Raw genomic sequence first — 21,295 nt, forward strand, 5'->3', positions numbered from 1 at the left:
CCGATCAGGCGTTTCGCGCGGGGCTCCTTTTTCATATGGTGTAAGTCCCCGGTGGCGGAGGTGGTTGTGCGTGACCCCCTGGCGGAACCTTCGGACCTGATCCGAAGTGTCTCCCGCGCACTTCGAGTGCTCGAGTCGGTCGGTCGTGCCCCGCGCGGGCTGACGGTGAAACAGATCGCCCGGCGGTGCGAGCTGACCGTTGCCACGACCTACCACCTGGTCCGCACACTCGCGTACGAGGGGTACGTGATCCGCCGCGAGGACGGCACGTACATCGTGGGGCTGGAGGTGGCCGACCGCTACCGCGAACTGGTCGCCGCGTTCCGGGGCTCGCCCGCGGTGGGGGAGAACCTGCGTCGCGCGGCCATCGAGACCGGATGGAGCCACTACCTCGGCCGCTTCGTGGGCGGTCAGGTCGCCGTCACCGCCGTCGCGGAGGGGAACCGCTCGCCGTACCTGGAGGACCTCGTGCCCGGGTTCGACGAGGGCGCGCACGCGACCGCGCTCGGCAAGGCCCTGCTCGCCACGCTCACCGCCGAGCAGCGGCACCGCTACCTGCGGGAGTACGGCATGCGGCCGTTCACCAGCGCCACCCTGACCACCCCGGAGGCGTTCGAGGCCGACCTGGCGGCGGGCGAGCGGCGCGGGATGCAGCTCGAACTGGGTCAGTTCCGGCAGGGGGTGGCCTGCGCGGCCGTCCTGGTCACCCCGGACAAGGACATGGAACGGCGTACGGTGCTGGCGTGTGCGCTGCCGGCCAGCGAGATGATGACCTCCGCCCGGGTGGTCCGGACGAAGCTGATCACCACCGCCCGCGCGATCGCCGAGTGCCTGGCCACCGAGACCTGACCGGAGCCGACCGGTCCGCCCGGACCGGTACGGGGTGGGCCGCCGGAGCCGACCCGGCGAGACGGCCCCCTTCCTGGTGGGAAGAGGGCCGTCGGGAAGCGGCCGGCGCGGAGCCGGGGCGGGGTCAGCTACCGACCGGCCCGCCGTCCAGCCGCCAGGTCACCACCACGCCCGGTTTGGCGTAGTCGCCGTCCGGCCAGGTGGAGGCCGGGTTGTCGACCGAGGCACCGGTGACCTCGCCGGGGTGCTGCACGGCGACGAAGAGCGAGCGGTTGTCGCCGGTGATGAACGGCCCGCAGGTCTCCGCACCGCGCGGCACGGTGAGGAACTGCTTGAGGTGGCCCCGCTCCGGCCCTTCGGTCGGTGTGGCGAAGAGGCCGTCGTTGCTGCCCAGAGCGTTGCCGTCGGTGGAGATCCAGAGGTTGCCGGTGGCGTCGAAGGCCACGTTGTCCGGGCAGGAGATCGGCGACACCTTCGTCTTGTCGTACCCGGAGAAGTAGGTCGACGGGTCCGCCGGGTCACCGCAGACGATCGGCAGTGACCAGGTGAACGTCTCGGCGGTGTTGTCGCCCCGGTGCTCGACCAGTTCCAGGATCTGTCCGTGCCGGTTGGTGCTGCGCGGGTTGGCCTCGTCCGGCCCGGGGTTGCTGCCGACACCCCGGTTGGTGTTGTTGGTCAACGCCACGTAGACCTTGCCGGTGAGCAGGCTCGGCTCGACGTCCTCGGGCCGGTCCATCTTGGTCGCGCCGACCTTGTCACCGGCGAAGCGGGTGAAGGTGAGCACCTCGGCGGCGGTCATCCCGTCCACGAAGGAGCGGTTGCCGCTGACCAGCTTGATCCAGCGGCCCTTGCCGTCGAACGCACCGTCCGAGGGCAGCCGTCCGGATCCGTCGATCTCGTCGGCGCTGGTCTGGTCGAGCCGGGCGACGTAGAGCGTGCCGGACTCCAGCAGCGTCAGGTTGTGCTTGCGGGCGACCCAGGAGTTGCCCTTCATGAACGTACGGTCCGAGACGAACTTGTACAGGTAGTCGAAGCGCTCGTCGTCGCCCATGTACGCGACCACGCGTCCGTTGCGGGCCACGATGACGTTCGCGCCCTCGTGCTTGAAGCGCCCCAGCGCGGTGTGCTTGCGGGGGCGACTGGTCGGGTCGTACGGGTCGATCTCCACGATCCAGCCGTGCCGGTTCGCCTCGTTCGGGTGTCTGGCCAGGTCGAAGCGGTCGGCGGCACGGTCCCACTTGCGGTTGCCGCTGGGGTGGCGGGTGGTGGTGTTGATGCCGTACCGGGCCAGCCGGGGCTTGTCCGCTGCCGGGGCGGCGTCACCGCCGACGAAGTACTGGTTGAAGTTCTCCTCACCGGAGAGCACCGTGCCCCACGGGGTCACCCCGCCCGCGCAGTTGTTCAGCGTGCCGACGACCGTACGCCCCCTGGGGTCGGCGGCGGTCTTCACGAACGCGGAGCCGGCGGCCGGACCGGTCAGCTCGAAGGTGCTGCTCAACGCGTCGACGCGCCGGTTGTACGGGCGGCGGCCCGAGGTGACCGCGCGCCACTGGCCGGTGCCGCCGACCCGCTCGATCTCCACCACCGACATGCCGTGTGCCGCCATCGACACCTTCACCTGCTCGACGGTGAGCGCGTCGAGGCTGGTGAAGCCGGGGAACATCAGGTCCTCGTTGGTGTACTCGTGGTTGACCACGAGCAGTGCCCGCCGACCGCCCTTGTCCAGCGGCAGCACACCGACGTAGTCGTTGTTGTACCCGAACTGGCGGGCCTGTGCGGCGGCGGTCTGCCGACGCAGGTCGAAGGCGGGCGCGCCGGGCAGCACCGGGTCGCCCCAGCGGATGACGACGGCGTGGTCGTAGCCGTTCGGCACCACGAAGGTGTCCAGCGTGTTCGGCGGGATCGGCGAGAAGCTCAGCTCACCGCTGCCGACACCCCGGCCGCCGGCGCTGAAGGTGGTGGCCTCGGGTACCACCGGGGAACCCGGCGTCGCGGCGGCGGCGCCACCATCGGCCAGCGCACCGGCGCCGCCGCCGAAGCCGAGCACCAGCGCGCCGACCGCCCCGGCGCGGACCAGTCCACGGCGGGAGACCTCGGCGTCGACCAGGTCGCCGAAGTAGGCGTTGTCGGAGGTGTTGGGCACCGGGTGGTCGCAGGCGTTGCCGCAGCGGTAGAGACAGGTCATGGCGTCGCGGCTGCCGTGGCGGGGAGTGCCCAGCAGCGGGAGCAGCCGGGGACGGTCGCTCATGGGAGGAGCCTCCTGAGGGTCACGCACGCCGGTGCCGCTCACCGACGGGTACCCGCCGGACGCTAGGAGGGCGTGGTGAGCGGTGGTCGGCGTCGATATGAACCAGCGATGAACTCCCCGTCGGGAATCCCAGGTCGCGCAGGTGGTGAACCGATCAGCGTGACCGCACGTATCCCTGGTCGTAACGCCGCGCCCGCTCGGTCGAGAGCGAGGAGAGGACCATCAGCGACCACGACGCCCACCTGCTGCGCGCCCTGCACGACGAGCATGCCGAGGCGCTGTACGCGCACGCGTTGCGGCTGGTCAACGGCGACCGGCAGCGCGCCGAGGACCTGGTGCAGGAGACGCTCCTGCGGGCCTGGCGGCACCCGGAGTCACTGGACCCCCGGCGCGGCTCGGTCCGCGCCTGGCTGTTCACCACCGCGCGCAACCTCGCCATCGACGCCTGGCGGCGACGGTCGACCCGGGTCGGCGAGGTCTACACCGACGAACTGCCCGAACCCAGCGAGGTCGTCGACGAGACGGAACGCGCCGTGGAGGCGTGGACCGTGGCGGAGGCGCTCAACCGGCTCAGCCCGTCCCACCGGGACGTCCTCGTCGAGTGTTTCTACCAGGGCCGCTCGGTGTCCGAGGCCGCCTCCCGGCTCGGCGTGCCACCGGGCACCGTGAAGTCCCGCACCCACTACGCGCTGCGCTCACTACGGTTGGTGCTGGCGGAGATGGGGGTGACCGGATGAGCCGTTGCGACTACGCCTTCGACGACGGCGCGTACGTGCTGGGTGCCCTCTCACCCGCCGACCGGGCCGCGTACGAACGTCACCTCGTCGGCTGCCCCGACTGCCAACAGTCGGTTTCCGAGATCGCCGTGCTCCCCGGCCTGCTCGGTCGGCTGGACCCGTCGAGCCTGGAGCAGTTCCTGCCGCCGCCGGAGAACCCCCGGGTGCCCGAGCTGCTCAACGCCGCGCGGGACCGCCGGCGTCGGGAGCGGCAGGCCAACCGGCTGCGGTACGCGGTCACCGGCCTCGCGGCGGCGGCGTTCGCCCTGCTGGTCGGCTTCGGCGTGGCGACGATGCTGCCGAGCGAGCAGCCGGGCCGGCCACCGCTGGCGCAGGTGCGTCTGGTCGCGATGGAGCCGGTGACCGGCTCGGCGCCGGTGCACGCCGAGATCGGCCTGCGGCACACCGACTGGGGTACCGAGGTGACCATGCACTGCGGGTACGACGAGCACACCGGCTACGGCAAGGCACACGCCTTCCGGCTGGTGGCGTACGGCCCGGACGGTGCGCAGGAACAGATCGGCTCGTGGCGTGCCGCGCCCGGCGACGACCTGCGGATCACCGGTGCGACCCGGTTCACCAACGCCGAACTGGTCCGGCTGGAGCTGATCCGCGCCGACGGCACCCCCGTCCTGGCCTACGACGTCCGCTGAGGCAGGAGGTCACGCCGGTCAGCGCGGGGCGGGTACCGCTGCCGCTGCGCCGACCTCGCTGTCCGGGCGCGAGCGACGGTTGCGCCGGGCGTTGCGGAGCGCGTCGGCGGTGAAGACGATCAGTGCGAGCCAGACCAGTCCGAAGCCGACCAGACGGGCCGGCGGCATCGGCTCGTGGAAGATCAGCACACCGCAGGCCAGTTGGATGATCGGCGCGACGTACTGGAGCATGCCCAGTGCGGTCAGCGGCAACCGGTTCGCGGCGCCCGCGAAGAGCAGCAGCGGGATGGCGGTCAACGCGCCGGCCAGCACCAGCAGCAGCGCGTGCCCGACCGAGACCCGGCCGAACGTGGCGTCACCGGTGGTCGCGAGCCAGCCGAGGAACACCAGCGCCGGCACGGCCAGCACGGCGGACTCGACGAAGAGGCCCTCTGCCGGGGGCAGCCCCAGCCGCTTCTTCACCAGGCTGTACCCGCCGAACGTGAAGGCCAGCGTCAGCGCGAGGTACGGCAACCGGCCGTAGTCGACGGTGAGGACGGCCACCGCCAGCGCACCGACGCCGAGCGCGGCCCACTGCGCCGGGCGCAGCCGCTCCCGCAGCACCAGGACGCCGAGCAGCACCACCACCAGCGGGTTGATGAAGTACCCGAGGGCGGTCTCCACCACCCGGTCGGAGTTCACGCCGTAGATGTAGGTGAACCAGTTCACCGCGATCAGGGCGGCGGCGGCACCGACCCCGGCCAGGGCGCGCGGCCGACGCAGCAGGGCACGCAGGAACCCGATGTTGCGCATCACGGCGAGCAGCAGGGCGACGAACACCACCGACCAGATGACCCGGTGGGCCAGGATCTCCAGCGGGCCGGTCGGGCGCAGCAGCTTGAAGTACAGCGGGAAGAACCCCCACAGCAGGTACGCGACCAGGCCGTAGAGGTATCCGAGGCGGAGCGGTGTCACGGGTTCACCGTAAGGGGCGGATCGCTCTGTGGATCCTTGCTGGTGAGCGGCGTCACGGTCGACTCACGGCGGTCGAACTCCATCCACCGGTCGGCGCGTACCCCGGTGAAGCCGAGCTTGGCGTACACCCCGTGCGCGTCGTTGGTCGCCAGCAGGATCCGGCGTACGCCAAGCTCGCCGAGGTGGTCGCGGACGCCGCCGGCCAGCCAGGTGCCCAACCCGTGCCCGCGTTCGGCCCGGTCCACGTAGACGTCGCAGAGATAGGCGAAGGTGGCCCGGTCCGTGATCACCCGGGCGACGGCGACCTGTCGGCCGTCCGGCGGGCGGTACACGCCGAACCCGAGCGAGCCGGCGAAGGCCGCAGCCACCGTCGCGCGGTCCCGCCCGAGCGCCCAGTACGCGTCGGTGGAGAGCCAGGTGTGCACCAGGTCCAGGTCGAGGAGATCGGGCGAGGTGCTGAGCGCGTAGCCGTCGGGACGGGTCCGGGTGAACACTCCCGGGACCCTAGTTGGCCCGGCGCTGCGGCGCGGCCCACTTACCCTTCGTCCGTCGGGCGGTCACCGTCGGTGGCGACGGTGACCGCCCGACGAGCTGTCGGTCGGGTGCCCGACGAGGTCGAGCCGCCCGGTCGCGGTCAGTCGCGGTCGAGGATGGCGCCGAGGATCCAGGTGACGATGCCGACGAAGAGCGCACCCAGCACGGCGGCGGGCCAGAAGCCGTCCACGTCGAAGGGCAGCCCCACCTGGTCGGCGATCCAGCCGGTGAGCAGGAACAGCAGACCGTTGACCACCAGTGCGATCAGGCCGAGGGTGAGCAGGTAGAAGCCGCACCCGACGGTCTTGATGATCGGCTGGAGCACCCCGTTCACCACGCCGAAGATGACCGCGACGAGGACCAGCGTCAACACCGTCTCACCGAGCGACTCGGTGTTCAGGGAGATGCCGGGGATGATCACAGTGGCCAGCCAGAAGGCCACCGCCGTGGCGCCGACCCGGATCAGGAGACCTTTCAGAAAATCCATGGCCGGCATGGTGTCATGGCCGGCGTACCGGCGAAACCCGCGAGATCAACTCCGGCCGAGTCGGAGAGGTGCTCCGATGAGGTGCGCCTCGATCGGCGTGACGGCCAGCAACGCCCAGCGCAGGGCACGCCGGTTGACCACCGCCACCATGTCGGGCCGGCTGCGCGCCAACCACCGCGCGGCGTCGCCGAGGCCCAGCGCGCCGCCCGCGACCGCCGACTCGGCCCGACTCAACGGCGACAGCACCACCAGGTCGGCGCGGGCCAGCCCGTCCACGTCGGCCGGGGTCAGCTCCTCGCGTACCAGCAGGGTGGCCTGCCAGGCGGCACCCGGACGCGGGCCCGGCGGCGGTGGCGGCGCGTCCCGCACCACGAGCACCGGGGCGAGCGGGGTCGCGGCCGGACCCTCCGCCGGACGGTCCGGGGGCAGCAGCGGGATCGTCCGGCCGGGTACGCCGACACCGCGCGCGAAGGGTTCCCAGGCGTGTGGCCGGGTCGTCTGGACCACCACCCGGGCACCGAGCGCCATCGCCCGCACGGCGAGCAGTTGGGCGGTGGGCAGCCCGCCGACGAGCATCACCCGGGTGCTCTCCGGCCGGAACAGCCGGACGGTGACGGGTGCGCCGTGCCGGTTGGTGCCCAGCATCAACCCCGCCGAGCCGTACGGCAGCGTCGCCTCCGGGCCGTCCGCGCCGGGCGGTGTGGACGGGGTGCGGCGACGCGTGACCGGTCGACCCGGCCGCGCGAGCGGGAGCGTGTTGACGAAACCGTGCAGGTGGGCGCCGTCGTTGCGGAGGAGTACCCCACCGGCGGTCGCCACGACCTGCTCCAGTGCGCGGCAGGCGGCGGAGAGTTCGGCCGGCGTCGCCGTGCTCAGGCGTACGGTCAGCTCGGTCCGGCCCGGTGCCTCCGTGTCGGCGTGCAGCGACACCGTGGTGGCGGTCACCGGCAGCGCGGACAGCCGGGACACCAGCCGGCCCACCGGTTCCGTCGGCCAGTGTCGCAGCGCGAAGGTGCTCTGGAGCAGCCCGCCGCACCGGACGCCGTGCCAGGTCTCCCGGGGCGTGCTGCCGTCGTGGTGCGCGAGTTCGGCGAGCATCCGCAGGGTCGCCTGCGTGCCGAGCGGACGCACGGGCAGCGGCCGCAGCCGCCGCACCATCCGGCGTACGGTGCCGGCGAGCGCCCGCCGGAGCGCCTCCTCGGGCCAGCCCGCCACCCGCATCACCCGGACGGCCAGCACGGCGCGCTCCCCGCCGGCCAGCCGCCCACCGGTCAACTGCCGGTACGAGGTGGACACCGGCCCACCACCGGCCACGACCGCCGGTGCCGCCGTGACGGTCAGCAGCAGTTGCACGCGGACCGGCGGCACGTCGGCGGTGCGGGTCGGCAGCAGAGCGGCGGGTGGCGGCAACGGGCGGGCACCCGCACCGAGCAGGTCGGCGGCGTCGCCGACGTCGAGCAGGGCCACCAGGCCGTCCGGGTCGTCGACGGCGGCGGCCGGGAACCCGGCCACCTCGACGGGACGGACGACGGCGTCCGGGTCGACCAGGTCGAGCAGGGTCGTCGGGTGGCGCACCCGGCGACGGCGGACCAGGTAGCCCGTCCCGAGCCGGAGCCACTCGTGCAGCCACCGTCGCCGTGCCCGACCCCAGGCGCCGACCAGGAGGGCGCCGGCCAGCAGGACGGCGGTCGTCGTCGGCAGCGCGCCCAGACCCGGTGCGGCGACGAGCATCGCCGCCGCGACCTGTGTGGTGACGATCTGTCTGACCGTCGGTCGGTACGCCCGCCGCCGCACGCGCGGACTCCACTGTGGCCTGTCGTGACCGTCGTCGGTGCCGGACCGGGCATCGGCGGCACGGCGGGCGAGGGTGCCGGTGGTCGGCGCTGTGGCCCGTCGGTCGATCACACCCCGCGACGTCATCGACGCCCATCGTAGTAGCCCGCCTGCTGCCGCGTTGTCCACAGGGGAGCTAGCGGGGGTAGCAGAAACGCGATGGTGTCGCTACTGTCAGCGACGAGTTCTCGTTGGCCCGTCCCGCGTCGCGCACGCCCTCCGGCGGCGCGGGTGGTGTCGTCCATGGGCCAGCCACGATCGAGAGACGAGGTGACGTCGGGGTGTCCTCCCAGACCCAGGCAGAGGCCGCGGTGATGCAACAGACCGCGGCGAAGTTCGAGCAGACGGACCAGTCGTTGCAGTCGATGCTCAGTGGACTGCTGGCCCAGCTGGCGATTCTCCAGCAGGCCTGGCGCGGGGCGGGCGGCCGGTCGTTCGAGCAGGTCAAACAGCAGTGGGCGCAGGATCAGGCGAACCTGCAGCGGGCCCTTCGGGAGACCGCAGGGGCGATCCGCACCGCCGGCACGAAGTACGACGCGTCGGACACCGAGGCGGCCGGCCGGGTGTCCGCCACCAACCGCGGCGGCATCCAGCTGCCGCTCTAGCGCGTTCCACCGGGCTGGTCAGTTCCGATGACCAGGTCCCGGGTCACGACCGAGGGGGAAGACTACCGATGGAGAACGGTGTGCTGGTCGTCAACTTCGCCGCGCTGCACCAGGCCAGCGCGGACATCCAGCGGGCCCTGAACACGCTCGAATCGCAACTCGGTCAGCTGGAGCAGGACGCCGCTCCGCTGGTGGCGAGCTGGTCCGGCGAGGCGCAGCAGGCGTACGAGCAGCGGCAGGCCCGGTGGCGCAACGCCTCACAGGACCTCCAGACGATGCTGCGTGACATCAAGGTGGCGGTGGACGAGTCCGCGACCGACTATCTCGACACCGAGAAGCGCAACGCCGGTCTGTTCCAGTGACGGACGGCTGACGCCGGCCGCCTCGAACGCGGCGGTCGGCGTCAGCCACCGGTGGCCGACGGACGGGCGGTCGACTCAGCGTGGATCGGCGGGCCGCCACCGCCGCCGGACCCCCTGGGGGACGAGGACGGCGGCCAGCACGATGACGGTCACCGTCAGCAGGCCGGCGACGGTGAGCACGGCCACCCGCTCCCGGGCGGCGGTCCGTCGGTCCTGCTGCGCCACCAGCGCCGGGTCCGGGCGCTCCGCGTCCAGCCCGCCCGCCGGTCTCGCGCCGGGCGTCGTACCGTCCGCCTCGGTGACCGCCCGGTACGGATTGAGCACACCCGCGCCGTACCCCGCGTCGGGAGCCGGGTCGGCGGTCGCGATGATCCGCCGGGCCACCTCCGCAGCGCTCAGCTCCGGGCGGTACTGGCGCACCAGGGCGGCGGTCGCGGCCACGAAGGGCGCGGCGTAACTGGTCCCCTCGGCCCGGTGGTGGCCGCGTCCGGGCGCGGCGATGAGCACGTCGGTGCCGGGCGCGACCAGGTCGACGTAGGAGCCGGTCTGGGAGAACCCGGCCCGTGTCCCGTCGGCACCGATCGCGCCGACCCCGATCACCGACCCGTACGCGGCGGGGTAGGGGCGCGGGTCGCCCTCCCCGTGCAGGTTGCCGGCGGCGGCCACCACGATCACGTCCCGGGCCGCCGCGTAGGCGATCGCGGCACGGACCGTCGGTCGGTCGGCGTACAGCACCACCGACAGGTTGATCACGTCGGCGTCGTTGTCGACCGCCCAACGGATCGCCGTGGCGAACTCCTCCGGCGCGACCGTACGCCCCGCTCCCCGGCCGTCCACGACCTGCTGTTCGCTGACCCGCACCGGCAGGATCCGGGCGTTCGGCGCCAGACCGTGGAAGGCCACTCCGTCGTGCGGGGCGGCGGCGATGATGCTGGCCACGCCGGTGCCGTGGCCGACGCAGTCCCGGGTGCCGTCACCGCCGGGGTCGAGCAGGTCGAGGCCGTCGAGCACCCGGTCGGCGAGCTGCGGGTGGCGCCGATCCACGCCCGAGTCGACCACCGCGACGGTCACCCCGGACCCGTTCGCCAGCGGCGACAGCCGCGCCGGGGCGTACCGCACCTGCGGCCAGGGCGCGGTGGCCACTGGTCGGGCCGGTGCCGGCGGTGCGGCGCAGTCCGGCCCATCCGGAGTCGCCGGCAACCCGGCCGTCGCGGGCCGTGCCGACGCAGCGGGTGCCGGGGTGACCGGCGCGGCCAGCAGGGTGGCGGCAGCCACACCCGCCAGGATCGGGAGCGGGACGTACCGGGACATCGACCGCCTCCGTATCGTGTCGACTCCGGAACGGGATGTTATCGCCCCTCGGTGAACCGGGCGGACCGGCGACGGCCTGGCATTGTGATCTTGTGGACACCTTGTAGGTTGTAGGCGATACCTATGGCTGTGCCCGGGAGGAGGGGTGGCCGTGACCGACTGGGCGCCGGCCACCGAGGCCGAGGCGGCGATGCGGGACGCGCTACGCGGCAACGACCAGCAGTTGTACTTCCGCATCCTGTCCCGGGTCGAGCTGCTGTTGCCGATCTCCGCCCAGCCCGTCCCGGGCCAGGTGCCGGCGGGCTGGGGCACCTGGACGACCGGTGGCCGCACGCACGTGTTGGCGTTCACCTCCGCCGAGGCGATGCGGTCCTGTCTCGGTGACCACGCCGGGCCGAGTCGACGCTCCGGGTACGCCGAACTGGCCGCCGGCTGGCCGAACCACGAGTGGTGGCTGGCGGTCAATCCCGGCCTGCCGATCGAGGGCTACCTGCCCGCCTGGTTCGTCTCCCAGTTGTCCCGTGGCGACGTCCGGCTGCCCGGGCGCACGGTCGGCGCCCGGGCCCGGTTGGAACGGGTGGAGGCGCTGAACCGCTCGCGCGAGGGGCGAGCGTCGCACGGCACCCCGCCCCCTGCGACCGGCACCGCACGGTCACCCGGCGTCGGTCCCGATCGTCCGGCGCCCTCCTCGCCGCAGCCGGTGGCCCCGGCGGCCTTCCAGTTGCCCGAGTCACCGGTGGCGGCGCCCGGCACGGTGGCCGGTCCGCACCAGCAGCAGCCCGGCGGTGGATCGCCGGGTCGACCTGACCTCGGTCGGGGCGCACCCGTCCAGGATTCCGTGCCCCGTCAGGAGACTCTCGGGAGCCGGCTCAGCGCCGTCGGCGGTGGCCGGGTGGAGGGTCCGGTCGGCGCGCCGCCGAGTCGGCCGATGCCGACACCCGGCGAGGAACCGACGGTCGCCGGTCCCGGCTGGCCGAGTACCCCGGAACGCGCAGGCCCGGCCGGCAACGGCCCAGCCAGCAGCGGCCCGCCCACCAACGGCCGGCCCGCCGACACCGGCAGCGGCCAGACGCCCAGGCGGTCCTTCTTCGAGCCGTCGAACTCCCGTACCGGCCAGCGCGCCGACCGGCTGACCGACCGGGCGACCCCGCCGTCCCGGCTGGCTGCCCGTGGCGGGCAGCCGTTCCCCCGGCGCGGGACGGCCGCTGATCCGTCCGCCGAGGGGAAGACCCGCGCCTTCGACTTCACCGGCACCGAGTCGGGTGCCCGCCCCGAGTCCGGTGGCGAGCCGACCCAGCAATTGCCGTCACCCGGCGGTGCGACGCAGGAGCCGACCCGGCCACTGCGGGTCTCCCCGCCGAACGGTTGGACGGCACCGGGTGGTCTCGCCGACAGCGGCGACCCCACCGAGGCGTTGCCCCCTCGCGGGCCGGCGGAGCCCACGGAGGAGTTGTCGGCCGCGGAACCGGTCTCCGGCCCGCCCGCGACCCGCCGTGGCTTCACCCCGATCGTCATCGAGGGCACCATCATCGAGGCGCGCGACCTCAGCTCGGTCGACGACGCCCCATCCCGGCCGCAGGGGTTCGCCACCTTCGCCAGCGCCGAACCGACAGTGCGTGTCCCGCCGGTCGAGGCCGACCCCACCATGCGGGTCCCCGTGTCGGAGGCCGAGCCGACAGTGCGGGTCCCGGTCTCCGAGGCTGAGCCGACAGTGCAGGTTCCGTCGGTGCAGGCGGAACCGACTGCGCAGGTCCCCCTGGTGGAGGCCGAACCGACGACATGGGTGCCCACGGTCGGGGCCGAGCCGACCGCGCCGGTCCGGACCGTCGAGCCCGAGACGACGGCCTGGGTCCCGACGGTGGAGCCGGAGACGACGGCCTGGGTGCCGACGGTCGAGGCCGAGCCGACCGTTCAGGTGCCGTCTGACGAGCCCACCGCCCGGGTCCCGTCCACCGCGCCGGAGACGACGGCCTGGGTCCCGACGGTGGAGCCGGAGACGACGGCCTGGGTGCCGACGGTAGGGGCCGAACCGACCGTCGAGGTGCCGTCTGCCGAGGCGGAGCCGACGGTGCGTGTCCCGGTCCCGCAGGCGGGGCCGACCGCCTCGGTTCCGCTGGTGGAGGCCGATCCGACCACATGGGTGCCGACGGTGGCGGATCCGACCGGATGGATCCCGACGATCGGATCCGAGCCGACCGCCGACGTGCCGTCGGTCGAGGCCGAGCCGACCGCCGAAGTGCCGTTGACCGACGCCGAGCCGACCGTCGAGGTCCCGTCCGCCGGGTCCGAGCCGACCGCCGATCTGGTGCCGGCGGGTTCCGAACCGACCGCCGAGGTGCCGCCGGTCGAGGCGACTGCCGACGTTCCGCTGGTCGGGTCCGAGCAACAGACCGTGCCGCTCCGGGGGACGATCCCGGAGTCGGCCATCGAGACCGAGCTGATCACGCCTCCGGCCTCGCCGACGGTCGCTCGGGCCGAGGTCTCCGAGTCGGGCGACGGGTCCGAGCCGACGGTGCAGAGTCCCGCCGCGACCACCCCGGACGCGGCATCCGTCGCCACGCCGCCGGCGGCCGGTGCCGAGTTCACGCCGGCCAACGACGTCGAGGTGAACCTGCTGGAGGCGGCGGAGGCGGGCAGCACCGACACGTTCCTCTCCACGCTGCTGCTGGCCCGGGTCCTGATGCCGGTGGCGGCCGACTCCGTCACGGGTACCCGACCGGGCGACCCGGGCTTCGTCTGGCCCACCGTGCAACTGGACGGCCAGACCTTCGTGGTGGCGTACACCTCGCCGCAGCGGCTGAGCGACCACACCGATCCGGCCGCCGCCGAGACGCTCCAGGTCCGCTTCGTCCAGCTGATCCGCTGCTGGCCGGACACGTCGTGGTCGTTCGCGGTGAATCCCGGTACGCCGGTCGGCGCCAAGCTGCCCGGCGAGCAGATCGTCGGGCTGGCCAACTGGGCCGCCGAGCTGGGGCTCGGTGACGACCCGGAGCGGGAGACCGAGTCGTCGGCCGAGCCGACCGTCTCGTCCAAAGGCCCACGGGAGGCCGCACCGGTCGTCGACCCGGTGCGGCCGATCGTGATGCAGAAGGCGATCGCACCCAGCCAGCTCGGCTACTACCTGGAGCGTGGCTACGACCGGGTCTCCGGCTTCGTCCACCGGGCCGGCGAGCTGGCCCATCTCGACACCCCGGCGAAGTTGCACGGCGCGCTCGGCCTCGACCATCCCGAGTCGCCCTTCGCCGCCGACGCCGAGCAGATCTACGTGCTGCGGTGGCCGGCGTACCGGCCGAGCCTCTACCGGATCCCGTACGGCGGGCAGAACGAGGCCGCCATGCGGGCGATGGAGGGCTGGGTCATCGAGCGTCCGCCGTTCCGGGGCAACGGTTTCGCCCCCGGCGAGAGTTCCGACGTGGTGGCCGAGTTCAAGGTGGACAGCGTCCGGCTGCCGCACGGCGCCCAACTGCTGCGGATCGGCGCGGACGGCACCGAACGTCTGGTCGCCGTGCTCGACACCGACACGCTCGCCTGGCGACAGGTCGGTGAGCGGTGATGCGCGACGGCTACGTGGCCCGCTGGCGTGGCCGGGAGTACCAGGCCAGCCCGGACGGCGGCGAGATCCGGCTCTACCGGCCGGAGGCGGCCGACGGCTTCGAGGAGGTCCGCGTCGGCCGCCACGTCCGGGTCGTCCCGGCCTCGGAGGTCGAGGAACTGGCGTACGTCCGGACGACCTGCACCTGGCAGGGGCAGCCGTTCATCGTGCTCGCCGTGCACGACGGGTGGCTGCGGGTCGAGTACACCGGTGGTCGGTGGCCGGTCGCCCAGGCGATGCGGCTGGAAGCCTTCGACTTCGGTGTCTACCAGGGCTGGGCGCCGGTCGGTGAGGTCACCGACGTCCGCGAACAGCGGATCTGAGCACCGGTCAGGACTTCGTCCAGCGCAGGACCTCGCCGAGCACCAGCTCCGGCGTCTCCAGGTGCGGGAAGTGCCCGACGTCGTCCAGCAGCCGCCACTCGTACGCCGCGCTGACGTAACGTCCCGACCCCTGGGCGGTACGCGGCAAAGAGGCCACGTCCAGCGCGCCGTGCAGTTGCAGGGTGGGGGTGACCAGGGGGCGCTGCATCAGCTTGACGAACCGGTATCCGTGCAGCCGCAGCACCGACCGGAACGCCCAGCGGTAGCCCTCCAGCGCGCAGAACGCGGCCTGCGGAATCCGCATCGCCTCCCGGTAACGGTGGGCGTACCCGGCGAACTCCGGGCCGCTCACCCAGCGGGGTCCGCCCCAGCGGCGCAGGATCTCCTCCACCGCCCGCGCGTCGTCCCGGGTGAGGACGTGCTCGTAGCGGGGCATCTGGAACCTCAGCGCGGGTGTGGAGGCGGCGAACTGGCCCCGTGGGTCGGCGAAGATCCCGGCGCGCAGCCGCAGCGGGTGCGGTGCGCCGAGCACCACCAGCCGGCGGACCAGGTTGGGATGGAACGAGGCCACCGTCCAGGCGATCATCCCGCCGGCACCGGCACCGACCACGGTCGCCGACCGTTCACCCAGCGCGCGGATCAGGCCGGCCACGTCGGCGGCGAGGGTGTAGCCGTCGTACCCCCGGGGTGGTTTGTCGCTGGCGCCGTAGCCGCGCAGGTCGACGGCGACGGCGCGGAAACCGGCGTCGGCGACCGCCGGCAGCATCTGCTGCCAGGCCCACCAGTGCTCGGGGAAGCCGTGCAGGAAGAGCACCATCGGACCGGTGCCCGCCTCCACGACGTGGAACCGGCTGCCGTTGGCGCCGACGAACCGGTGCGTCCACGGTCCCTCGGTGAGGACGCAGGATTCGTCGATGGCATCGCCACGCTGCTCGGTCATGACCGACAGCCTATGACCTCGCCGCCGTCGGCCCCGGTGGGCCGACCGGACCACCGGCCCGGCAGGGGCGACGCCCCGGGCAGATGGCCTGCCCGGGGCGTCGTCGTGTCAGGTCGGCGGCTCAGGAGAACCGGACCTTGGTGTAGATGCCGTCCTGCTCCATTACCTTGATCTTGGTGCCGGTGGCCGGGAGCTTGACGCCGTGGTTGGGCAGCTCCGGGAACCAGTACTGCTTGGTGTCGTCGAACAGCGGCTGCGCGGCCTGACCCCGGATGTACTGGGGCTGGCTGTTGAGGTGCAGCGTGAACGAGTCGGCCTTCTTGAGGCTGAACGGCGCGTCGTAGACCTGGATCCGGGCCCGCCAGGGCTGACCCGTCAGGTTGTAGATCGGCCGGGGGCGGGAGTCGATGATCAGGTTCCGGCCCTCGCCCGGGTGTGCGAACGTGTCGTTGTCCGACCACCGGGTGTTCCAGTACGAGATCAGCAGTCCCTCCTGGTACGCGTAGTGGTCCACGAAGTCCGGCTTGGTGTTGGCGTACCCGAAGAAGTACGGACCGGTCTTGAGGTACTTGTCGTACGAGATGTACTGCCGGGTCCCGGCGATGTAGTAGTTCGGGAAGCTGCGGGTGTACGTCTCCTCGACCACCTCGAACCCGCCGGCCAGCGTCCAGCCGGTGGCACCGTCCTCGGCACCGTCGACGAGTACCGTCTGCCCGTCGGCGGTCAGGGTGATCGCGTCACCGAAGAACCCGCCCTCGGCGACCGCCCCGTCCGTCTGGTAGCGCAGCCGGAACCCGACGGTGTTGCCGGCCACCGAGTCCAGCGGGACCTGCACGTCCACCCACTCGCCGTCGGTGCTGCCGTCCAGCGCGTACCGGCCGGGGGAGATCTCCTTGAACGGCCGACCGTCCGCGGTGCCGGGCTGCGGCGTCCAGGTCTGCCCGCCGTCGGTCGAGGTCTCGAAGAACAGGTAGTCGTAGTCCGCCTCGATGCTGTAGCGGCCCTTCAGCGAGACGCTTGCCGACGACGCCCCACTCAGGTCGAACGTCCTGGTCAGGGTGCTGTTCAGGTCGTCTGCGTTGCCGGAGAAGAACTGCTTGTCGCCCTCGAACGGCGCCCCGTTCTCGAACGTGTACTCCCGCTCGGGCAGCACCACCACGGCGGCCTGGGCCTCCTTGGTGTTGTACTCCTGTGGACCGAGCACCAGCGTGCGCTTCTGCCCGGCCACGATCACCTCGTAGTCGAGCCAGCCGAGCTGGAGCTTGTTCCACGCACCGAGGTCACCGCCGCGCTCGCCGATGCCGCCGTCGTTCTTGGCGCCGAGGCGGCTCTGGGCCATCAGGGTCCAGTGCTCGTTGTTGTTGTCGCCGCCGCTGATGACGTTGTAGTCGTCCGGCAGGCCGAGGTCGTGGGCGTACTCGTGGTAGAAGACGCTGCGACCGCCGTTCTCCGGCTGGATCGTGTAGTCACCGATCCAGATCCCGGTGTCGCCGATCTGGGTGCCGCCGGCCGGGAAGTTCGGCGGGCCGGTGCGTCCCTGGTCGGAGGCGTACGCGTACCAGCGGTGGCTCCAGATCGCGTCCTCGCCGTAGATCGGGTCACCGTCGGCCATGTCGCCACCGGCGTGCACGATCTGGAAGTGGTCGATGTAGCCGTCCGGCTCGTTGAAGTCGCCGTCGCCGTCGTAGTCGTACCGGTCCCACTGGTCCATCGCCCGCACGTCGGCGGCGATCTCCTCGTCGGTCCGTCCGGCCGCCTTCTGGTCGGCGACCCACTTGTTGGCGGCGTCGCGCACCAGCGCCCAGACGTTGTTGCAGACGATCCCGTCGCACGGGTAGCCGCTGGAACGTCCGTACCGGGCCTGGTTGTAGTTGACCTTCACCCAGTCGGTGACCACACCGTCGACGCTGTAGCGCCCGGAGGACTGGGCCTCGTAGTACTGCTTCACCGACTCGTCGCCGGGGCCGGTGCCGAAGTAGAGCTTCCGGAAGTGGTCGGCGTCGTAGTCCGGCTGCCAGACGGTGGAGTTGTCCACCCGGCGGTCCGGCTCCGGGATCTCGTTGTGCCCTGGTCCGTCGAACCGCGCCGGGCCGGGGGTGTCGGGGTCGGTGTCCTGGTCGGGGTAGTCCGGGTGCCGCTCGTTGCCGAACTCGGCGAGGATCACGAAGATCCGGTCGGTCTTCTCCCGCGACAGTTCGACGTACTGCTTCTCGGTCGGGCCCTTGCCGCCCTTGGTGGTCTTGGCGTTACGGCCGGCCTTGCCACCCTTGGTGGCCCGCTCGCCGACCTTGACCACCGTGCTGCCGTTGATCCGCTCCGCCTCGGCCCGGCCCGAGAGAACCTCGCTCAGACCCTGCTCACGCAGGGCGCGACGCTTGTCCTCCAGCGGGTTCGGCAGGTCGTGTTCGGCGTGGGCGGGCTCCGCGATCGACTGGGCGGACGCCGGCGCCGTGGCAGGCGCGGCGGCGGCGGAAGCGCCGACCGTCAATCCTGTCGCGGTCAGCGAGAGCCCGAGCAGACCCACTGCGACTTTCCGCACGTGGTACCTCCGGATTGAGGGAACCGGCCCGTCGGGGGTTGTGGACCGGTGAAATAGGCCCCTACGGATGGGGCCACTGGTGAACATAGGCACTCGTGGGGCCAAAGGGGAAGGGGTGTGCGTCGATTTTGTGGCACCGAGTTGTTGGCAGGCGTTTTCACTGTCACAGCCCTCGGCGGCGACCACCCGACGTCCGCGCAGGTCCGGACAGACATCGACGGGTGGCGGTCCGCGTCGGACCGCCACCCGTCGAGTGGTACGCCTATCCGTCAGTCCTCGTCGGACTTACCCCCGCCCATGCCGGAGGCGATCAGGTCCATCACCGACGAATCCTGCAACGTGGTGACGTCGCCCAGCGACCGGTTCTCCGCCACGTCCCGCAGCAACCGACGCATGATCTTGCCGGAGCGGGTCTTCGGCAACTCCGGCACCAACATGATCTGTCGCGGCTTGGCGATCGGGCCGAGCGTCTTCGCCACGTGGTTGCGCAGGTCGGCGATGAGCTTCTCACCGGCGTCACCGGCGGTGTCGATGCTGCCGCGCGGGATCGCGAACGCCACGATCGCCTGCCCGGTTGTCGGGTCGGTGGCGCCGACCACCGCCGCCTCCGCCACCGACGGGTGCGACACCAGCGCCGACTCGACCTCGGTGGTGGAGATGTTGTGCCCGGAGACCAGCATGACGTCGTCCACCCGGCCGAGCAGCCAGAGGTGCCCGTCGTCGTCCCGCTTCGCCCCGTCACCGGCGAAGTAGACCCACGGGTCGTCGGCGTTGCCGCTCACCCCGGCGCCGAAGCGGGACCAGTACGTCTCGATGAACCGGTTGTCGTCGCCCCAGATGGTGCGCAGCATCGACGGCCACGGCTCGCGCAGCACCAGGTACCCACCGCCGCCGTTCGGCACCGACTGGCCCTGGTCGTCCACCACGTCGGCGATGACGCCCGGCAGCGGCGTCATCGCCGAACCCGGCTTCGCGGCGGTCACCCCGGGCAGCGGCGAGATCATCATGGCGCCGGTCTCGGTCTGCCACCAGGTGTCCACGATGGGCAGTTCACCCCGTCCGACATGCTGCCTGTACCACATCCAGGCCTCGGGGTTGATCGGCTCACCGACGCTGCCGAGCAGCCGGAGCGTGGAGAGGCTGTACTCGGCGGGGATCTCGTCGCCCCACTTCATCATGGTGCGGATCAGCGTGGGTGCCGTGTAGAGGATCGTCACGCCGTACCTGTCGACGATCTCCCAGAAGCGGCCCTTGTGCGGGGTGTCCGGGGTGCCCTCGTACATGACCTGGCTGACGCCGTTGGAGAGCGGACCGTACACGATGTAGGAGTGGCCGGTCACCCAGCCGATGTCCGCCGTGCACCAGTAGACGTCGCTCTCCGGCTTCAGGTCGAAGACCGCGTGCGAGGTGTACGACGTCTGGGTCAGGTATCCGCCGGTGGTGTGCAGGATGCCCTTCGGGCGGGCCGTGGTGCCGCTGGTGTAGAGGATGAACAGCGGGTGCTCGGCGTCGAACGGCTGCGCGGCGTGCTCGGTCGACGCCTGCTCCACCGTCTCGTGCCACCAGTGGTCCCGCTCCGACCAGCCGACCTGCTCGCCGGTCCGGCGTACCACCAGCACGTGCTGCACCGACGGGCAGTTCGCCACCGCGTCGTCCACGGTCGGCTTGAGCGCCGACGGCTTGCCCCGGCGGTACCCGCCGTCCGCGGTGATCACCACCTTGGCGGTGGCGTCCTGGATCCGGTTGGTCAGCGACTCGGCGGAGAAGCCACCGAAGACCACGCTGTGCGTCGCGCCGATCCGGGCGCAGGCCAGCATCGCGACCGCCGCCTCCGGGATCATCGGCAGATAGATCGCCACCCGGTCACCGGCGACCACCCCGAGGTCGGTGAGGGCGTTCGCCGCCTGGCACGTCATCCGGTGCAGGTCGGCGTAGGTGATGGTCCGGGTGTCGCCCGGCTCGCCCTCCCAGTGGATCGCCACCTTGTCGCCCCGGCCCGCCTCGACGTGCCGGTCCAGACAGTTGTACGCCACGTTGAGCTGCCCGCCGACGAACCACTTGGCGAACGGCGGATTCGACCAGTCCAGCACCTGGTCCCACTGCTTCGCCCAGGTCAGCCGCCCGGCCTGGCGCTCCCAGAAGGCCAGCCGGTCGTTCTCGGCCTCGACGTACGCGTCCGCGGTGACGTTGGCGGCGGCGGCGAGTTCGGCCGGCGGCGGGAACTGGCGCGTCTCGTTCAACAGATTGGCCAATGCCTCGCTCATGCGGTGACTCCTCGTCGCTCGGGGTGACCTGCCTCTCTCCCGGGCAGGTTAGCCGGGGTGGACGCGCCAGGCGACCGATCTCGTCCGCCCTCGTCGCCCAACGGCCTTCCCCACGCGCCGAGATGTAAGGAAGGGCACCTTATTAACGCCTCGTGCATAGGAAGGGTCCCTTCCTAACACCTGCGGCACAGCATCGACGCACCTGCGGCAACCCCGCCGCCGCCGACTCGTGCTCGACGCGGATCGCCGGGTCGATAGCGTGACAGGGTGACTGCCGACCCGCTCGCGCCGCTGCTCGACCTCGCCGACGTCGCCGACTCCGTCGCCCGCGCCCGCGCCCGCTTCGACCAGGCGCTCGGCCACCGCGCGTTACGCCGGCACGGCGGCCAGGTCGTGGCCGAGGTCGGCCTGCGGTCCGCGGTGGCCAGCGCCGGCCTGGAAGGCCGGCCGCACGACCGCGAGGTGGTACGCGCCGGCACCGTCACCGAACCGGTCCTCCAGGGCGCCCTGCGCGTCGCCGGTGCACTGCCCGGGCTGATCGACCTCTGGCCCCGAGCGCCCCGGCAGGTCCTCGCGAAGCTGCACGTACTCGCCGCCCGCGACATCGTCGACCAGCCCGACCTGGGCCGCCCGGTCGACGACCCGGTGGTGGCCGCCCGCCTCGACGCCCTGGCCGGGCTGGTGGCCGGCGGCACCCAGGTCACCCCGCTGGTGCTCGCCGCCGTGGTGCACGGGGAACTGCTGAACCTGCGCCCGTTCGCCGGCCCCTCCGGCGTCGTGGCCCGGGGCGCGGCCCGCCTGGTGCTGCTCGCCAGCGGCGCCGACCCGCGTGGCCTGCTGCCCGTCGACGTCGGGCACCGGGAACGCGAGCCGGAGTACGTCGGAGCGGCCGGAGCCTTCGCCACCGGGACACCCGACGGGCTCCGATCGTGGCTGCGCCACTACATGTCCGCCGTCGAGGTGGGCGCCGACCAGCTCACCGCCATCGGCGACGAGGTCCTGGCGGCTGCTTGACGAGGATGGCG

General features: G+C 72.3%; 17 protein-coding genes. 8 read left to right on the plus strand and 9 right to left on the minus strand.

The genetic code is table 11. From position 1 onward, the window contains the following. Positions 1-66: 66 nt before the first annotated feature. On the plus strand, positions 67-849 hold the full coding sequence (locus ABZ738_RS05165) for an IclR family transcriptional regulator C-terminal domain-containing protein (RefSeq protein ID WP_131056756.1): 783 nt from the start codon (positions 67-69) through the stop codon (positions 847-849). A 124-nt stretch (positions 850-973) separates the two neighbouring features. Here ABZ738_RS05165 and ABZ738_RS05170 read toward each other — a convergent pair whose 3' ends face one another. Further along, the gene (locus ABZ738_RS05170) at positions 974-3,097 is read right to left on the minus strand and encodes a PhoX family phosphatase (RefSeq protein WP_357211129.1); all 2,124 of its coding nucleotides are present in this window, start codon (positions 3,095-3,097) and stop codon (positions 974-976) included. A gap of 242 nt (positions 3,098-3,339) precedes the next feature. Between ABZ738_RS05170 and ABZ738_RS05175 the strand changes: the two genes are divergently transcribed. Next, the gene (locus ABZ738_RS05175) at positions 3,340-3,834 is read left to right on the plus strand and encodes a sigma-70 family RNA polymerase sigma factor (protein ID WP_233527450.1); all 495 of its coding nucleotides are present in this window, start codon (positions 3,340-3,342) and stop codon (positions 3,832-3,834) included. Continuing rightward, positions 3,831-4,526, plus strand: a complete 696-nt coding sequence (locus ABZ738_RS05180; RefSeq protein ID WP_131056992.1) for a zf-HC2 domain-containing protein — start codon at positions 3,831-3,833, stop codon at positions 4,524-4,526. Before ABZ738_RS05175 ends, ABZ738_RS05180 begins: the two co-directional genes overlap by 4 nt. 18 nt (positions 4,527-4,544) lie before the next feature. On the opposite strand, the gene rarD is transcribed toward ABZ738_RS05180, so the two are convergent. The 4 genes from rarD to ABZ738_RS05200 form a co-directional block, all read right to left on the minus strand. Then, the gene (gene rarD / locus ABZ738_RS05185; protein WP_131056991.1) at positions 4,545-5,480 is read right to left on the minus strand and encodes an EamA family transporter RarD; all 936 of its coding nucleotides are present in this window, start codon (positions 5,478-5,480) and stop codon (positions 4,545-4,547) included. Next, a complete protein-coding gene (locus ABZ738_RS05190; protein WP_357211132.1) occupies positions 5,477-5,974 on the minus strand; it encodes a GNAT family N-acetyltransferase in 498 nt (165 codons plus the stop codon). Before ABZ738_RS05190 ends, rarD begins: the two co-directional genes overlap by 4 nt. Positions 5,975-6,114: 140 nt before the next feature. Continuing rightward, entirely contained in the window at positions 6,115-6,501 is a 387-nt protein-coding gene (locus tag ABZ738_RS05195; protein ID WP_131056987.1) for a phage holin family protein, read from the minus strand. A gap of 45 nt (positions 6,502-6,546) precedes the next feature. Further along, positions 6,547-8,421, minus strand: coding sequence for a type VII secretion protein EccE (locus ABZ738_RS05200; RefSeq protein ID WP_357211135.1), 1,875 nt, complete (start codon positions 8,419-8,421; stop codon positions 6,547-6,549). A 194-nt stretch (positions 8,422-8,615) separates the two neighbouring features. On the opposite strand from ABZ738_RS05200, the gene ABZ738_RS05205 reads away from it, so the two are divergent. Together ABZ738_RS05205 and ABZ738_RS05210 are read left to right on the plus strand one after the other, a co-directional pair. Then, positions 8,616-8,939, plus strand: a complete 324-nt coding sequence (locus ABZ738_RS05205; RefSeq protein ID WP_303393474.1) for a WXG100 family type VII secretion target — start codon at positions 8,616-8,618, stop codon at positions 8,937-8,939. 68 nt (positions 8,940-9,007) lie between these two features. After that, positions 9,008-9,301: a WXG100 family type VII secretion target gene (locus ABZ738_RS05210; protein WP_131053499.1), complete on the plus strand. Its 294-nt coding sequence runs from the start codon at positions 9,008-9,010 to the stop codon at positions 9,299-9,301. A gap of 75 nt (positions 9,302-9,376) precedes the next feature. Here ABZ738_RS05210 and mycP read toward each other — a convergent pair whose 3' ends face one another. Further along, positions 9,377-10,612: a type VII secretion-associated serine protease mycosin gene (gene mycP, locus ABZ738_RS05215; protein ID WP_357211139.1), complete on the minus strand. Its 1,236-nt coding sequence runs from the start codon at positions 10,610-10,612 to the stop codon at positions 9,377-9,379. A 151-nt stretch (positions 10,613-10,763) separates the two neighbouring features. Here mycP and ABZ738_RS05220 point away from each other — a divergent pair, with 151 nt between their 5' ends. Both ABZ738_RS05220 and ABZ738_RS05225 read left to right on the plus strand, forming a co-directional pair. Further along, on the plus strand, positions 10,764-14,165 hold the full coding sequence (locus ABZ738_RS05220; RefSeq protein WP_357211140.1) for an SseB family protein: 3,402 nt from the start codon (positions 10,764-10,766) through the stop codon (positions 14,163-14,165). Then, on the plus strand, positions 14,162-14,527 hold the full coding sequence (locus ABZ738_RS05225; protein WP_176092353.1) for a hypothetical protein: 366 nt from the start codon (positions 14,162-14,164) through the stop codon (positions 14,525-14,527). The genes ABZ738_RS05220 and ABZ738_RS05225 overlap by 4 nt, the downstream gene beginning before the upstream one ends. Positions 14,528-14,534: 7 nt before the next feature. Here the strand turns inward: ABZ738_RS05225 and ABZ738_RS05230 are convergent, their stop codons facing one another. From ABZ738_RS05230 to acs, 3 genes are all read right to left on the minus strand, one after another. Continuing rightward, a complete protein-coding gene (locus tag ABZ738_RS05230) occupies positions 14,535-15,467 on the minus strand; it encodes an alpha/beta hydrolase (protein WP_176092354.1) in 933 nt (310 codons plus the stop codon). A 121-nt stretch (positions 15,468-15,588) separates the two neighbouring features. After that, on the minus strand, positions 15,589-17,991 hold the full coding sequence (locus ABZ738_RS05235) for an immune inhibitor A domain-containing protein (protein WP_131053506.1): 2,403 nt from the start codon (positions 17,989-17,991) through the stop codon (positions 15,589-15,591). Positions 17,992-18,275: 284 nt separating this feature from the next. Further along, positions 18,276-20,270, minus strand: coding sequence for an acetate--CoA ligase (gene acs / locus ABZ738_RS05240; RefSeq protein ID WP_357211144.1), 1,995 nt, complete (start codon positions 20,268-20,270; stop codon positions 18,276-18,278). Between the two features lie 267 nt (positions 20,271-20,537). Between acs and ABZ738_RS05245 the strand changes: the two genes are divergently transcribed. After that, positions 20,538-21,284: an oxidoreductase gene (locus ABZ738_RS05245; RefSeq protein ID WP_357211147.1), complete on the plus strand. Its 747-nt coding sequence runs from the start codon at positions 20,538-20,540 to the stop codon at positions 21,282-21,284. Positions 21,285-21,295: the final 11 nt, after the last annotated feature.

Source organism: Micromonospora sp. NPDC047793 (genome assembly GCF_040642635.1).
Classification (GTDB): Bacteria; Actinomycetota; Actinomycetes; order Mycobacteriales; family Micromonosporaceae; genus Micromonospora.